The organism is Marinobacter algicola DG893 (assembly GCF_000170835.1).
Taxonomy (GTDB): Bacteria; Pseudomonadota; Gammaproteobacteria; order Pseudomonadales; family Oleiphilaceae; genus Marinobacter; species Marinobacter algicola.
This window is the reverse complement of record NZ_ABCP01000004.1, coordinates 147301-163356: the sequence shown is the minus strand read 5'-3', so window position 1 is coordinate 163356 and position 16056 is coordinate 147301. Positions and strand designations below refer to the sequence as shown.

The 16056-nt window shown below is 52.3% G+C and carries 15 protein-coding genes; 13 read left to right on the top strand and 2 right to left on the bottom strand.

Annotated elements, in window-relative coordinates; genetic code table 11:
• Positions 1-40 precede the first annotated feature (40 nt).
• The 8 genes from MDG893_RS05585 (at position 41) to MDG893_RS05550 (ending at position 9737) form a co-directional block, all read left to right on the top strand.
• A complete protein-coding gene (locus MDG893_RS05585) occupies positions 41-1018 on the top strand; it encodes a 5'-nucleotidase (RefSeq protein ID WP_007152759.1) in 978 nt (325 codons plus the stop codon).
• 181 nt (positions 1019-1199) lie between these two features.
• Positions 1200-1943, top strand: a complete 744-nt coding sequence (locus tag MDG893_RS05580; RefSeq protein WP_050776470.1) for a glutathione S-transferase — start codon at positions 1200-1202, stop codon at positions 1941-1943.
• Between the two features lie 136 nt (positions 1944-2079).
• A complete protein-coding gene (locus MDG893_RS05575) occupies positions 2080-2865 on the top strand; it encodes a hypothetical protein (RefSeq protein ID WP_157132769.1) in 786 nt (261 codons plus the stop codon).
• Between the two features lie 802 nt (positions 2866-3667).
• Entirely contained in the window at positions 3668-5155 is a 1488-nt protein-coding gene (locus MDG893_RS05570; protein ID WP_167319387.1) for a hypothetical protein, read from the top strand.
• Between the two features lie 457 nt (positions 5156-5612).
• Positions 5613-7115, top strand: a complete 1503-nt coding sequence (locus MDG893_RS20640; RefSeq protein ID WP_040474325.1) for a type VI secretion system PAAR protein — start codon at positions 5613-5615, stop codon at positions 7113-7115.
• A complete protein-coding gene (locus MDG893_RS05560) occupies positions 7105-7491 on the top strand; it encodes a hypothetical protein (protein WP_040474324.1) in 387 nt (128 codons plus the stop codon). Before MDG893_RS20640 ends, MDG893_RS05560 begins: the two co-directional genes overlap by 11 nt.
• Before the next feature lie 62 nt (positions 7492-7553).
• Positions 7554-8177, top strand: a complete 624-nt coding sequence (locus tag MDG893_RS05555) for a hypothetical protein (RefSeq protein ID WP_007152754.1) — start codon at positions 7554-7556, stop codon at positions 8175-8177.
• Positions 8178-8468: 291 nt separating this feature from the next.
• Positions 8469-9737, top strand: a complete 1269-nt coding sequence (locus MDG893_RS05550; RefSeq protein ID WP_007152753.1) for a dicarboxylate/amino acid:cation symporter — start codon at positions 8469-8471, stop codon at positions 9735-9737.
• A 42-nt stretch (positions 9738-9779) separates the two neighbouring features.
• Here MDG893_RS05550 and MDG893_RS05545 read toward each other — a convergent pair whose 3' ends face one another.
• Entirely contained in the window at positions 9780-10226 is a 447-nt protein-coding gene (locus tag MDG893_RS05545; protein WP_007152752.1) for a DUF3010 family protein, read from the bottom strand.
• Between the two features lie 486 nt (positions 10227-10712).
• On the opposite strand from MDG893_RS05545, the gene MDG893_RS05540 reads away from it, so the two are divergent.
• Positions 10713-11765, top strand: a complete 1053-nt coding sequence (locus MDG893_RS05540) for a nuclease-related domain-containing protein (protein WP_007152751.1) — start codon at positions 10713-10715, stop codon at positions 11763-11765.
• 32 nt (positions 11766-11797) lie between these two features.
• Here the strand turns inward: MDG893_RS05540 and MDG893_RS05535 are convergent, their stop codons facing one another.
• On the bottom strand, positions 11798-12358 hold the full coding sequence (locus MDG893_RS05535; RefSeq protein WP_007152750.1) for a hypothetical protein: 561 nt from the start codon (positions 12356-12358) through the stop codon (positions 11798-11800).
• Between the two features lie 246 nt (positions 12359-12604).
• Between MDG893_RS05535 and MDG893_RS05530 the strand changes: the two genes are divergently transcribed.
• The 4 genes from MDG893_RS05530 to radD all read left to right on the top strand — a co-directional run bounded on the left by MDG893_RS05530 (position 12605) and on the right by radD (position 15952).
• Entirely contained in the window at positions 12605-13057 is a 453-nt protein-coding gene (locus MDG893_RS05530) for a hypothetical protein (protein ID WP_157132775.1), read from the top strand.
• A 369-nt stretch (positions 13058-13426) separates the two neighbouring features.
• Positions 13427-13738 (top strand): type II toxin-antitoxin system HigB family toxin, encoded by a 312-nt coding sequence (locus MDG893_RS05520; RefSeq protein WP_007152747.1) that lies wholly within the window; start codon positions 13427-13429, stop codon positions 13736-13738.
• A 5-nt stretch (positions 13739-13743) separates the two neighbouring features.
• Complete coding sequence (locus MDG893_RS05515) at positions 13744-14160, top strand: helix-turn-helix domain-containing protein (RefSeq protein ID WP_007152746.1); 417 nt, start codon at positions 13744-13746, stop codon at positions 14158-14160.
• A 1-nt stretch (position 14161) separates the two neighbouring features.
• Positions 14162-15952: a DNA repair helicase RadD gene (gene radD, locus MDG893_RS05510; protein ID WP_007152745.1), complete on the top strand. Its 1791-nt coding sequence runs from the start codon at positions 14162-14164 to the stop codon at positions 15950-15952.
• Positions 15953-16056: the final 104 nt, after the last annotated feature.

Here is a 16056-nt window from a genome sequence, read left to right as displayed (position 1 = left end):
AAAGATAGCGCACAGCTGATAGCACCTGTAAGGACTGCCCATGGCCTACGATTTATCGGATACCCTGGTGGTTGGCATCACAGCAACGGCATTGTTCGACTTGAGCGAGGCGGATTTCGTATTTCGCAGCAAGTTTGAATCCAATCGTGAAGAGGCTATCGAAGAGTACCGTGAATACATGGCGGCCCGTGAGTCCGATGGGCTAAAGCCTGGCACAGGGTTCTACCTGGTGAAGGCCCTTCTCTCTCTGAACCAATTTCAGTCCGGCGACAAGGCCCCACTGGTGGAAGTTGTGGTGATGTCCCGCAACAGTCCCGAAACCGGGGTGCGGGTGTTTCATAACATTCGCGAGTACGGCCTGGATATCACACGATCTGCGTTCACCGGTGGTGAGTCCGTAGTGGACTATCTGGACGCTTACGATGTGGATCTGTTCCTGACCACCAATACCAAAGATGCGCAGCGGGTGATTGATAGCGACAGCTGCGCTGTGGCTCTGGTGAAGGAGCCACCCGCCAATATGGAAGCCATTCCCGATGGCCAGGTACGAATCGCCTTCGATGGCGATGCGGTGCTGTTCAGTGACGAGAGTGAAATCGTGTACAAGGCCGAGGGCCTGAAAGGGTTTCATTCGTCTGAGGATAGAGAACAGGACAATCCCCTGAGCGACGGGCCTTATGCAACGCTGCTTCGGAAGTTGTCACGTTTGCAGGACCGGCTTCCTCACAAGGTCGACTTTTCACCCGTTCGTGTGGCCATCATCACCGCAAGAAACAGCCCGGCTGAGATGCGGGTAATCAAAACCCTGCGGCATTGGGGGGTGTATGTGGATGAGATTTTTTTCCTGGGCGGGCTGGATAAATCGAAGATCATCAAGGCGTTCAAGGCGCACATCTTCTTCGATGATCAGGATGTGCATCTGGAGCCGGCTGCCAGATATACGCCTGCAGGGAAGGTGCCTTATAGATCTGGGTCGCCTTTGAGGGATTCTAGGAAAAGCTGGAAAACGGAAAAGTAGACCCGGGGAAAATAGATCGGTCCCGCTTTCTCAGTTAAGGCTACGTGCAACGGATCATATGAAAACCGGGACCGATCTATTTTCCCTTTGGCAGGTAGTCACCAGGCAAGGCTGGAGGCTTATCGGCAGTTTGTTGAACAGGGAAATGACGCTCCCGCAGATCCCTAGAGATTTCGCTACAATGAGCGGCTTCGTTAATTCAGCCAGGAGCTACGCCATTACCGTGCCACCGCCTCGTTTATATTCCTTTCGTCGTTGCCCTTACGCTATGCGCGCTCGGCTCGGGATCTTGTTTGCCGGGCTGACGGTGGAGCTTCGGGAGATCGTGCTAAAAAACAAGCCGGCGCAGATGCTGGCGGTCAGTCCCAAAGGCACGGTTCCTGTTCTGGAGTTGGCGGGAGGTGATAGCTCCGAGAGGTTCGTTATTGAGGAAAGCCGGGAGATCGTCGAATGGGCGTTGCAGCAGAGTGATCCGCAGGGTTTGTTGAACACTGATTTAGTAAGCGCTAATGCCCTGATCGACCGTAACGATAACGAATTTAAACACTGGCTGGATCGCTATAAATACGCGGATCGGCACCCAGAACTCTCCCAGTTGGATTACCGGAAAAAGGGTGAGGTGTTTTTGCAGGCGTTAGAAAGCCTATTGGCCAAGAACCGGTTTCTCCTGGGGGCCAACATCAGCATCGCTGATATTGGCATCATGCCCTTTGTGCGCCAGTTCGCCCATGTGGATCGGGAGGTGTTTTACAGTCTGCCCTATCCGAATTTACAGCGATGGCTGAGGGGGTGGCTGGAACATCCAGTGTTCCTGCAGGTAATGGTTAAATGCCAGCCGTGGCAGGAAGGTGATGAGTTGGTGGTATTTCCACGAACAACTACAATAACCTTGAAGTGTTCTAGTGAAGTGAATGCATCAAAATAATAGCTTAGTCTAAGGCCAGCAACCACGTCCCCAGCAAACAGGAGCGCGCTCATTGTTCATTCCTGTTGTCGAAACATGCACTCCGGAAATACATGTTCTAATCTGATCGACAAGAGTATTGGTTGTGAGGGTGGCTATGAAAAAGTGCGCGGGTATGTTCTTTCTTGGCGCCTTTCTATCTGGTTGTGCGAGTCAAAGTGTTCAGACTGAGCTTGCTGCGGTTGATGATGGCGGTTCCCAGTCCTACTACGCGAGTGGATGGATCGTTCAAAGCCAAAAGGATGCGGAACACCTAGTTGAGCTTGCAGTGCATGAAGCCAAGCAACCATGGGAAGAGGTTACGGCAGTTCTGTACCTTGAAAATAGGTCGGATGAGCCTCTGACCGTCAGCATCAATGACATCACGCTCCAACAGGACGAACGTCAAATCTTACTTAGATCCTACGCGGAGCTGGAGCAGCAGTATATTAAGCAGGCGCAGTCCCGTCGCACGGCTATAGCGTTGGGTGCGCTGGCTCAAAGTTTGAGCGCATCCCAACCGACCACGACTTCGTCTTATGGTTCTGGCACCGCTTACGGGCCTGGAGGCACTGTAAATTACTACGGCTCTTCAACTACCTATTCACGGGATCCCGCAGCTAGCGCTGCGGCTCAAGCTCAAATCCAGAGCAGTGCGCAATCAGGTATCGCAAACATCAGATCCGACCTGCAGCAGAATCTCAATTCTCTCGAAGGCTATCTCCAGACAACTACTGTTTTTCCTGGCCAGACTTTCATGGGGCGGTTTCAATCGGCTATGACGACGTTTGATCAACGGCCGGAATCGTTTTACACGTTTACCGTTGAGCTTGGAGAGGAAAGCTACGAATTTACTTTTGTCGAGAAGGCGAACATTGAGAATAACCAGAGGAAGCTGTTTTGATCCGCTTTGCGCGGCCGGAGAGGTAAGAAGCGAACTCGTCACCTGTGAAATATCTTGCTATACCTTGCTCCACGTCTTCCTCGCCTGGGAAAACCGGGACGGATCTATTTCTTGGCATTAAGTTCCAGGACATGAAACCACCCCTTATGCCAGGAAACACCATTCGGGCTGGAAACAAAGAGCAGGCATAGCCGTTTTTTCGGTAACACCATGATTTCCCAAGTACAGTCCCCAAAAACCTCAAAGCTGATCCCGCTGGCCCCTTCGCATTTCAGGTTACGAAACTGCCCGGTAGTATAGGCCGTGCCAAGGACCAAAACCGGGACAGAATTATTTTTACGGTTTTTATGAGTGAGTGTATTCCGCAGATAATCGTATTCTGTTCCCAATAGCCAGAAAAAGAATAATGTGCGAAAAGGAAGCCTAATATTTGCAATGAAAATCAGATAGGGAGCGAGGTTCCGCCGGGAAATCTGTTCAACACTGCATGCCACCTGTGCATATCATAAGTGACAGAAACGAGTACTTGTAAGCTTATCGGATAAAATACAAACCACAAACCACGTAGTCTTGCTTTGCCTATACAGTGTTGTTATTTTCTAAATAGCTTGTCTCGCAGCAACATTCGATTGCCTGACTGAGGCCAAGCTCGAGTGCCACACGGAGAGTAGCTAACGCTATTACTGCGCTAAGTGGCAGTGTGTGCGGAGCGGGCGCTCTTTTAGAGTGACCATAGGCTTCGTACCTAGCACCCCCAACGGTTTATCCTGCGGGGGTTCCATTTTTAATGGAGGAAATTCGGTTGCTCGTATCTTTTCAGTTCCCTATAGCTGATGTACGGCCGTTCGGATCAATCCCCACTCTTCGACTTTCCCTGCCGGACTGGCCTGAGCCACAAACATCGTACTATCCCCAGTTCGTAAATTATTTCGGCAAGGCCACCGAGCGCCGGAGGGAACCGGATGAAGCATGGCCTGATGAAATTAAGTTTGTTAAGGCATCGCGCGGTCTGAGATTTAATAAACTTGAGATTTGTACGGTCAATACATCAGAACAGATATTTCACCCGATCTGTGCATACAGGAGACTTTTCTGTGATGGACGCGCTGTCGTCAGGATGGAAACAGGAATCGCGCATAATAGAAAGCAAGATAAACTGACCAAGCTATCCATCGAAGATGTCCTTACTATCCTCAGGTGCGTTTCAGAGCTTCCAACGAATGTCCTGGATAGAAGAGGCGTACCGAAAACCTCGACGATTATATCCCAGGGGAAAAATCTGGCGCACCTCTATGCTCATGCCTCAATGAACCGACACGAAGAGAATGTGGTTGAAGGTTACAAGCTGGTCGAAGCTGGCGACCCTATGATATTGATAGAGTTGGAGCCGCATGAGATAGCCGATGATCTATTCTCCAGTGAAAAACAGGGCCTCACGCTGATCAGAAAAGACTGGATCAATGGCGCCAATGCGCTGTTTTTCCGATTTGAAACCTCTTTTGGCGCTGTGCCTACATGGATACTTCAAAAAGGCAGTGCCAATTCTGATCAGCTTCGTAGCCTGCGTATTTGCCTGTCAAGGCTGCATGCCGAAAGAGAAGTCCTGGATTTGGTTTTGAAACAGATCCATCGAAGAAGGTTATTGAATCCTCCCACTGAAGAAATAGTTGATATGATAGATGACTATTTCAATGAAAGAACGAAAATAATAAATCGCGAAAGCTGGGCAGGAATAAAACAATCTGGAATGGCCGCCGCTTTCGACGCCACCAGTAGTGTTATCCGACCGGCAATCAGAGAGCAGCTGATTCGCAGATATGAAGGCGGTCGACTGCAAGTATGGAAGAAAATTGAATCTTTTCAGCAGCAACGTCGATCTACCAGATCGGTTAAAGTTATCAACATTGAAAGCGGGGGCTCCATGATTGAAAGACAGGTAAATGTTAGCGGGACAGGAAACATTGTAAATGTTGCCGACTACATGAGTGATGTAAAGAATACGGTCAACAATAATATTTCAAGCTCTTCTGCTTCGGATGAGGTTATTTCTCTAGTCGATGAATTAACCAAAGAAATAGAAAGAATTTCAAACCAGATTGATCCTGTCCAACTGAAGAAATTGGGCAAAAATGTTCAGGCCTTAAGTTCAGAGGTGGCCAGCGAAGAACCAGACAAAAGATGGTATGAGGTAAGCATACAAGGAATAGTTGATGCGGCCAAAGCTGTTGGTGATATCGCTGAGCCGGTCATTAAGGTTGCAGAGAAATTGTCGCTGTTATTGCTGGTATAGGATAGTTAAAGACAAACAGTGTGCCGATATAAATCGGTAGAAGATTGGAGGAGAAGTTCCTCTATCCGGCAAGATCTAGCTACTCACCTGCCTATCAGCCGGAAGGTGTTCAAAACTCTGTGTCAGCCAACATAGCCTCATAGGCTGACGTGTTCTTCCAGGCGCCCCGGGAAGTGGATCTCAATCACTGCGGCGATAACACTTTCCCGTGTGGCATTACCTGGAGGCCGACTCGTTAATCCATTTTCTCTCCCAGCGCCAGCCGAAATCCCTGGGGTGGCACCTCCATGGATGACCTGAATATTGCAGAACAACGAGGATAACGGATCTTTTGGGCAGCTTGAGGGAAACTTGGCTATTGTCGGAATTCTGGTTAGCATGACTGCGGCATGAGCCAGTGAAGGCGACCCCACGAAAACATGGATAAATCTCCCTCAAGGACAGAAGGAGCAAAGGAATGAGCAAGAAAGTTGTTTTATTAGGTGACGTGGGTACTGATCACTCCGGGTTCCCGCCAACCCCGGTGACTTCTGGTTCCCCCGATGTGTTGATCGATGGCAAACCTGTTGCCCGCGTTGGTGATCCCCTTGCGCCACACTCCAAACCCAAGCATCCACCTCATCCCCGAGCTATAGCTGCCGGCTCTGCAACTGTTCTGATCAATGGTATTCCTGCTGCCGTGACGGGTGGGGCGATCTCCTGCGGTGGCGTTACCATCGGTAGTGGCAGCGTTGTTATTGGTGATACGTACACGCCCGCCCAGTTTTCAGGTATTTCACCGGCGCCATCAAAGCAAGCTTCACTGGCAGGGGCCTCTTTTGCTCGTAGTTCTGATGGTGGAGCTACAGGCTCTTTATCGCCCCCACAGACCGCAAACTCAAACGGGTTAGCCAGTGGCGATAGCAGTATGGTTGCTGGTGGCCCGGTTGTGTCTGGTGTGTCTAATCAGGGTTCAAAGGACCAAGCGCAGGAGACGACTGTGGAGCCGGGCTTTCACGTGGTTCAGAGCCCGATGAGCAAGACCACTCTGTTGGCTGCGCTCTACGGTGACGCTTCTGCAAAGCCTGACAGCTTTGACCGTTTGAATCCGGGCCTTGGAGGCCAGGTGTTACCCGGTGAGATGATTGTATTGGGTGATCCAGAGGGCATGGAGTGCACCCGGGAAGAAGCTGATTTGATGGACGTGGCTGTGCAGGTAAATGCCCAGGTGCGGGCGCTGGATCGGGATGAGGCGCAGTTCATCGTAAAGTATTACGATCTGCTGGAGGCTATCACCTCGACAGGGTCTGCGGGGCTTGGGGCTGGGGCGGTCATGGTCGGTAAGCAAATTGGTAGCATTGAGACCGCATTAAAGGACATTGAACGACTTCATCAGGAGAGTTACCGCAAGCATGGCCATCTCAACCATCCAGAGTTTTTCGAGAAGCGGCGGGCGCTTTTCAAGAAGCTGGAGTTTTCTCTGGGTAGTTTGGCACGCAAGGGGATGTCGCTGGATGATGATACGAAGCTGAAGCGGGCACTGGGGATGTCTTCGAAGAGTATCGTGCATAACTGGAAGGCTGCCGGTGTCGGTGAGATTCCAGGGTATGCGACGAATTATGAGAGACTTTCTTCAGGTGCCAAGTACGCAAAGAGTGTTGGCTATCTTTCAGTCGGGCTAGACGTTACTGCGTCGGGAATGAAGATTCATGCGGCGTGCACGAACGGACGGGCCCGTGAGTGCAGGCGTGTGAAATATACTGAAGGAGGGCGTCTGTCTGGGGCTGCAGTCGGTGGAAGTGCGGGAGCTCTCGCTGGACCATTTGTATGCGGGGTGATCGGCCTTGGAACAGGAGGGTTGGGTGGAGTTTCATGCGGGATAATTATGGCTGGCGTTGGCGGTTTCGCAGGAGGATCAGTTGGGGGGAATACAGGAGAAGGTATCGGTGAAGTTATCTACGAGGTGACGAATGATGAATGACACTTTTCAGGTCATTGTGGCATTCGTCGGTGCTGGTGCTATTGGTTTAGGTTTGGTCTCCCTATTTGTGATTCTTACCTTTGCATTTTCGAGAGTGGCCTCAATTGAGGAGAAAATCTCACGCCCAGGCAACTCCACACAGGAACAGAGAAAGATCTGGGGTAATGATCCTTTGGGCAGATTGATGAGAAGCAGCTACGTGTTTACGTTTCTTGTGCTTCGGTCTATGCCATCAAACCGGCTGAACCGGTCTGCTGCGCAGATTGGTGATGTATCGACTCGGTTGCCTGTTCGTTTGACTTTATGGGCGTTGCTGCCGCCGTTGCTGCTATACGGGTGCTTTGTCGTTCTTTTGATAGTTGGACTGCTTTTATAAAGGAAAGCTTCGGAATATCAAGGGAGTAAAAACCTATCTCTCACAGCTCACGGAGGAGCAAAGTGCTTATCAAATATTTTCTGATCCACAAAAAGGCATTCACTATTGGCGGCGTGGTGCTGGCCGTTTTCTTGGCGTTATTTCCGATGATCTATCGCACCTGGGCTTTTGGTTCCGATGCTTGGGGCCTAACCATCATTGCGCTTCTTGATCCTGAGGAAATGCCCTGGAGTCCGTTCGATTCAGACAGTATGGCGATCCGGCCTGCAGCGGCCTATTGGCTTCTGACGCATTCCGACTGGCCGTATGAACGATGCGGTAAAGTGACAAGCGTGATTGGTGGCTGCTCGCAACCGCTGATTAATTTCGTGGGTGCATCGTTGGATAGGCACGAGAGAGGCTCTATCATGAGGCGCCGTGGTTACGAATTGCTTCGACATTTTGCGGCAAGGGGCGAGCCTGTCAACGGCTATTACAAAGGGTCCGCACCGGTGCATGAGGCATTACTGTACGCCGATACTGACTATCTCCGCGCACTGCTTAAGCTTGGGGCGGATCCGCGATTGCCGATTGATAGTCCGGAAAAGGATTTCCACGGCTTTGATGCTTTTGAATTCGCTGAGTTTCTGGAATCGCGGAATCAAGAGTTTTATCGAGACGTCGGGAGAGAGCTTGAAGCCTGGTAGAAAAAGCCTCGCTTGATTGGAAAGCCGGAACAGCCCCCCCCTGCTGAGACGGATCCTTCATATCCATATACCACTCACGTATAGCCCATAATTGCACCAGATTCCCCGAGGCCTTGTGGCACAAGGCTTATGAGTATTTAACCCTAGGTTTCCAACAAACTTATCCACAACTTCTGTGAGTAAAGTACGTGGCAATACCGGTTTACCCGTGAGCCGGTACTGACCAGAATCCCTGACCTTACGTTTTTGAACGCCTGCTCACTGACGGGCCAGGGTATAACGGGAGCCTCCATGAAAGCTGTACTTGATGCCTATCTGAATACGTCGTTGGTGCTGCGCATTGGTATTGCGCTTGTTCTTGGTCTGGTTGTTGGATTGGTGGGCGGGCCCACGGTGGCTGAATGGCTGGACCCTCTGGGGGAATTGCTGCTTCGGTTGCTGAAGTTCCTGGTTGTGCCGATTGTCCTGTTAACCCTGATGGTGGGAATCAATCAGGCCAATCTTGGCAGTATGGGGCGTGTGGGCCGGAAAATGTTGGGCTTCTATGTGCTGACCTCGGCCCTGGCGATCACGGTGGGGCTGGGTGTAGCTTCCGCTTTCGCACCTGGCAGTGGCCTGGAATTGACGTCTTCGGAAAGTGTCGACGTGCCGGAGAATCCGGGCTTCGTCCAGGTACTTCTGAATATTGTTCCCACCAACATGGTTGAGGCCTTTGCCGAGCCGAACCTGCTGGGGATTATCTTCACCGCGATTGTTTTTGGCATTGCCCTGTTGAAGCTGCGTGAGTCAAAGGTTCACAGCGAAGTCGCAGAGCGGGTGTATGGCGTGGTTTCCGGCCTGAACGAGGTCACTATGAAAGTGATGGCCGGGGTGCTCCAGTATGTTCCGATTGGTGTGTTTGCGATTGTGGCCAGCACGGCAGGTGAGCAGGGCATGAACACGATACTGGCCCTCGGGGATATGGTGATGGTGTTGTACATTGCCCTGGCGGTACAGCTGGTGGTCTACGGGGTTCTTATGCGCCTCAATGGCGTTAACCTGATGGACTTTGTTCGTGAGGCACGGGCTCCGGTTGCCACGGCCTTTGCCACCCAGAGCAGTTCCGGAACGCTGCCCCTGACTCTGAACGCAGCGCGGCGTTTGGGTGTTCCCCAGAGTATCTATGGCTTCAGCTTGCCGCTGGGGGCCACCATCAATATGGATGGAGCCGGCATCCGCATTGCGATTTCTGCAGCCTTTGCCGCCAATGTGATCGGGGTGCCCCTGGACTTTGTCACCATGCTGGAAATCGTTCTGATCGGCACTCTGGCCTCCATCGGTACGGCCGGTGTGCCGGGTGCGGGTATCGTGATGATTGCTACGGTGTTTGCCCAGGTGGGCCTGCCCATTGAAACCGTAGCGCTGCTGGTGTCCATCGATGCCCTTGTGGGTATGGGGGCCACGGCGATGAATGTCACCGGGGATCTGGTGTGCACTTCAGTGATTGCCCGTTCCGAGGATAAATATGAGGCGGCAGAGGCAGGCTCAAGCCAGGCGGTGCCGCAGGAACAGCTGTCCTAGGGGCAGCGTGTCAGTGGGAGCCGAGCATCGGCTGACTCACGTTCATGCGGCCCCTTTCATGCTGGTCATCTGAGCGACATAGGCGGTGATAAAGGCTGTTTCCTGAAACACCTTCAACCCCGTATCGGCAAACGCAATCGGCAGCGGGTTGGATGCCAGGGTAGATTTGATCATTGCCGGGGGCAGCAAGGTCACGGTTAACTCAGTATCGGTGATCAGTTGAATGGCCGCTTCCAATTTGAAGCTGATGGCACCGCCGGCAAACTTACCTTTCGGCATCCGCTCCTTGATCGCGACGCGGGTGACCCCGTACTCGGCCATTAACTCCGCAAAGGCCGCCTGAAAACGCTTCAGGTCTTCACGGCTATGATTTTTCGGCAGTGACAGTTTGCGCACCTTGCACTCCGGCAGGTTGAACTGCCCTCTGTCCATATTCAGCAAACACACCACCGCATCGCTGCCCGTCAGTTCAACTCCGCAAACAATCATAGCCATTGTCCTCTGTGCTCCAGTTGTGATCAGCCACGAATGACTTTACCAGCATGCACTTGTCCGATGTGGTTCTTGGCAAACTTTTACAATTGACTACATTTCGCTATTTCATTTTTGCAGTAAAAACATAAGCTTGTGCCGTTGGTCTGACTGACCTTGTCATAACCAGTCTGCAGCAGGCGTTCCTGGTTGGCCGGATAGGGTTCCGTGTAGAGGGGAATCTGATTATCGACGAAGAGATCGACGGTTGCAGCGTAAACGCATAGTTCAGATTCTTGCGCGCTAAGTACCTGGAATTCTCTCGGCCGGCAGTTTCTGTCGGCCTTTTCAGCTCCGAACTCTCAAAGCACGTTTTTGTTGCTCGGCCACAGTGGCCGATGTTTCCTTGGCGAGTAGTTACAAAAATCCTAAGGCGCCGAAACGAAGACTGATTTATGTTTCACGTCGGATGGATTTAGGAAACGAAGCAAGGATGTTTGAGAAATGGATTTGAGCCCGGTCTACCAGCTCCTTATCACTCTACTCTGGTACCTGTTGCCCCTTGCAATCATGCTGGGTGTAATCAAGTCGCCCTGGTTCAAAGGTAAGTTTGGCGAGTTTCTGGTCAACTTCTCCGCACGGTGGTTACTGGATAAATCCCGCTACCATCTCATCAAGAACGTTACCCTCCCCACAGAGGACGGCACCACGCAGATTGACCATGTTCTGGTGTCGGAATTCGGGGTCTTCGTTGTCGAGACAAAAAACATGAAGGGCTGGATATTTGGTGGCCCTCATCAGCGCTTCTGGACCCAGAAGATTTTCCGCTCCAATCACAAGTTCCAGAACCCGCTGCACCAGAACTATAAGCACGTAAAAACGCTCCAGGCATTGCTCGGGTTAAACGACCATCAGGTGCACTCGGTGGTGGTGTTTGTGGGGGACAGCACGTTCAAAACACCCATGCCGGAAAACGTGACTCAGGGGCTGGGGTATGTTCGTTATATCAAGTCGAAGATTGATCCTTTGCTTAGCCTGGAGCAGGTGGCGGAGGTTCGGGAGAAGGTGGCAGCTGGTCGCCTCAAGGCATCTTTCGCCACCGACCGGGCCCATGCTCACCATGTGAGAAATTTGGTTGCCGAGCGCTACGCTGAAGCGCCTCGTCGGCCGAGTAGGGGACGCCTCAAGTTCTTGGTTTTTCCAGCCTTGATGTTGGGCGTCGGCGCGATCGGAATGAACGCCTATTGGAATTTTGCTTCGCAGGAGATGGCAATAGACACAAAAAGGGTGCCTGAGCACAGGGTTGAAAGCGCACCGCAGCCCACTCGTCACAGACCTGAAAGCGAGCCCAAAACCGATTCACGGACGGTGGAGCCTGAGCCTTCGTCAAGTGCTGTTATTCAGCGTGTTCATCAATCTTCCTCCGAGTTTCTTTTGGCGCGGCAGGAATGTAACTCCCTGATTGCGGCTGCTATTGGTAGCTCGGATCCGCGCCTTCTAAGAGACAGGGACAAGGCGTGTGCTCGGTATAAGGTTTTGCGAGGGGAAGAGCATTGAATCTGAAAGGGTAGCGCCCCTGGGCAAGTAACCTAGTTCAGTCGATAGAATGGACGATCATAATCGAGACTGGTTGGCCGCTGGTCTGGCGAACTGGTTGTGCCTTCTCCTGTGTAGAGAATATTGTTGTTGATGTAAACGACATTGTACTCGTCGATCTCGAAGTCGGCGCCATTGAACTGAGTCACATGCGACGTGAGTTCGGTAGCGGTGAGGCCGGAACTCAGTAAAACGTCTTCACCGAGTGTGAAGTTGCCTGATGAGGTAGGATTTGGAGCTTCCGGTAACGGGGTGGTGCAAGCGCTATCGATGTAGTTCTCGATACTTGTGGCAAATGCGCTGCGGGTGAAAGAGACCGTCACGATATCGTAGTGTGCTTCGCCCTCCACGTGCCCGCATGGTTTCTTCCAGGTGCCCTCGAGTACCGTGACTTGATCGGGTGGCGTCACGGGGTCGCTATCGTCGTTCCCGTCAGACGAACCTGAACCGGGAGTGGTATTTTCGTTGGTTTTTTCCAGATCGCTCCCACTTCCGCCGCCTCCGCAACCGACCATTAATGCCGAAATAAAGGTGCACGCCAAAATCCTTTTCATCGTTCTGTTTCCTTACAATGTTATCTAAATAGAATATTGTTATATCATTGTTGCATAAGGTGGATGGCCGCGATAGACCTGGCTCTCTCTGGAGAGGGCGGCATACTCTCCTGTTCACCAGGTTGAGCCGAGGTGTTCCGATCGCCGGCTTCTGGAGTCAGCGCCGCTGCTGGCTATAATGGCCTACCTCCAACCGTTGCAGAAAACGTTATGCCAATCGAAAAGATTAAGTGGTCAGACGCTGTTGTGAATAAGTTTCAGGTGTTGGTGATTCCATTGCTGTCGTTAATCGCCGGTTGTACCAACATGGCCGGCGATGTCGCCAGAACCATTCATCCGGCGCCGTCGACTGCTCTGGATGAAAACACGCTGTTTTCCGTTGCCAGTGAGTTCTTCATCGGGAAGGACTATGAGTGTGATGCCAGGCATGACCTGAGTACGCTTAGGTGTGCCAAAGAACTTCGTGATCTTTATATTCACCAGACCCAAGCGGTGGTGCAGATTTATCCCGGCGACGATGTGGCGTATCCCCATACTTTGGTGACGTCTCGATGGGATGAAGGGCTGATTCCGGGTGAGTTCATTTCCAGTGAGTTCACGAATCCCGATGTGACGGCGTTTTGTGAGTATCTTCAGGCGCAGGCGGTGGGGAGTTGCCGATTGTTGACCGAACACCGCTCTGCCCGGGGGCCGGAATGATCAAGCCGAGTTGCTACAGCTGTCGGAAAAAATTTGACCCATCCGAACTGAGGCTTTCCTACTCAAAAAACTACTGTGAGGGCTGCGGCGTTGGGCTGTTTGGTGACGACTATTTTCGTTTCGCCAGAAAGCCCGCTCCAACGGCCCGGAAGAACCTGGCTGTTCATGTGGCGGTGCTTCTTTCTGTGGTTGCCGGCTTGTCGTTATGGCTTTTGATGGGTAGGGCGTGACGGCTCCAGCCTATTTGTAGATCTCCCGCAAGGACAGCAAGGTAGAATCCGGAACAACGCCAAGTCTGCGAATCAGATCGATAGTTTCCTTTTTTGAAACTTCGTGGTATGGTTTCAAAAAAGGAAACAAGGAACGTTTGTGCACATTATTTCAAGAAAACCGTTTAACGATGCTGGCAAGCAGTTTCCCAATGATCGGGAGGCTCTGGTGAATACCTACACCACGTTGCGAAATGGACGGTTTGAAACACCTGAGCAGCTGCGCAAGGTGTTTCCGTCCCTGGACAATTTTAAATACCGGGACAAATGGTGGGTTATCGACATCGGCGGTAACAATCTTCGGCTGATTGCCTTCATTGAATTTCGTGATAATCGCATGTACGTAAAACACATTTGCAGCCACGCCGAATACGACCGGCTTACTGACAAATACCGTCGCAATAAGGAGTGAGGCTTATGTTATCGCCTGCTTTTGTTGAGATCAGAGAAGCGCTATCTCAGGTGCCTTTTGTGGCCCATATTGAAACTCAGGACGACTATGAGCGAGCGTTGGAGCTGATGGATCAGTTGGTGGACGACTATGACGCCAACAGGCTTCTCATTGAAATTCTGGCTGTCAGCATTGAGCGCTGGGAGGACCAGGCTACAGAGTTTTCCGACTTTAATGCCGCTGTTGCTGAAACGGACAGGGGGATTGCTGTGCTGAAAACCATGATGGTTCAGCACGGTCTTGGGGTTGCTGATTTGCCGGAGTTGGGTTCAAAAGGCAATGTGAGCAAAATTCTCAATGGTGCTGAAGGAAAGAAGCTGACCCGCAAACACATGGAGGCCCTAGGCAAGCGGTTTGGGGTGTCTCCGGTACTGTTTTTCTAGGATGCCTGCATATTCAAGAGCCCCTTTCAAACTCCGCCCGTACCAACGGGAAGCCGTCGACGCCACGCTGAATCATTTCCGCAGATCCGATGAGTCTGCCGTCATCGTGCTGCCAACCGGCGCCGGCAAAAGCCTGGTCATTGCCGAGCTGGCCCGTCTTGCTAAGCGCAAAATTCTGGTGCTGACCCACATCAAAGAGCTTGTGGAGCAGAATCACGCCAAGTATCAGAGCTATGGGTTGGAGGGCGGCGTCTTCTCCGCCGGGCTGAAACGCAAGGAAAACCGGCATCAGGTGACCTTTGCCAGTGTGCAGTCGGTATCGGCGAATCTGGATCAGTTCCGGGACGAATACTCGTTGGTCATCATCGATGAGTGCCATCGGGTCAGTGGTGATGAAACCAGTCAGTATCAACGGATCATCGAGTTGTTACGGCAACAGAATGACGCCCTCAAAGTGCTTGGGCTGACCGCTACGCCCTACCGTCTGGCCATGGGTTGGATCTATCGCTATCACTACCGGGGCTTTGTTCGCGGCTCTGTTGACGAGCAGGACAAGCCCTTTCAGCACTGCATTTACGAACTGCCGTTGAGCTATATGATCAATCGGGGGTATCTCACCCGGCCCGAGTTGGTGAATGCGGCAGTGGCGCAATACGATTTCTCCGCGCTGGCTCGGGACCGCTTTGGCGAGTATGCCGAGAAGGACGTCAACCAGCTGCTGAGCAAACACAAGCGTGTGACCCGCGCGATCATTGAGCAGGTGATGGAACTGGCCGCTGAGCGCCAGGGAGTGATGATCTTTGCGGCCACGGTGGAGCATGCTAGGGAGATCACCGGTTATCTTCCTGAATATGAGACCGCTTTGGTAACTGGCGCGACCGATCAGAAAGATCGGGACATGCTGATTCAACGATTCAAACAGCGGCAGTTGAAGTACTTGGTGAACGTATCCGTGCTCACCACGGGCTTTGATGCGCCCCATGTGGACGTTATTGCCATTCTTCGGCCTACCCAGTCGGTCAGCCTGTATCAGCAGATCGTGGGCCGTGGTCTTCGCCTTGACGAGGGCAAGCAGGATTGCCTGGTGATTGATTACGCGGGCAACCACGTGAATCTGCATCATCCGGAGGTGGGCGAACCGAAACCGAACCCGGACAGTGAGCCGGTGCAGGTATTCTGCCCGGGCTGTGGCTTTGCCAATATCTTCTGGGGCAAAACAGACAGTGAAGGCCGTGTGATCGAGCACTACGGGCGCCGTTGTCAGGGGCTTCTGGAGCCTGTGGACGGAGACGAGCCTGCTTCGCAGAAAGGTCGCCTTGAACAGTGTGATTACCGTTTTCGCTTCAAGGAGTGTCCCCACTGCGGTGGCGAGAACGATATTGCCGCCCGCAACTGTCACCGATGCCAGAAAGCCATTATCGACCCGGATGATCAGCTGAGAGATGCGCTGAAGCTCAAGGATGCCATGGTGATCCGTTGCGCTGGAATTGCACTCAGTGTTGATGGAAACAAGCTGAGAGTGACCTATCACGGCGAGGACGGGGAGGAACTCAGGGAGTCGTTTGATTTCAGCAAGCCTGGCCAGCGCACCGTTTTCAACAAGCTGTTCGGGCGGCGTTTCGCGAACGGCCGAGCGCCGAAAACATTCAGCAAGGCGGAGGAAGTACTTGAGAGCCAGGCCTTGTTGCCAGCGCCGGATTTTGTTGTTGCCCGCAAGCAGAAGCATTATTGGCAGGTGCAGGAGCGGATTTTTGATTATCGGGGTAGCTATCGTAAGGCGAATGAGGTGTAAAACCGATGGTCCGTAAAGCCCTGACCTTCTATATCGAATTGACTGAAGTGCACGCTGCCGAACCGGGGGGCGTTAGCGCCTGGTTGCGCGCACGAGGTCGTGAT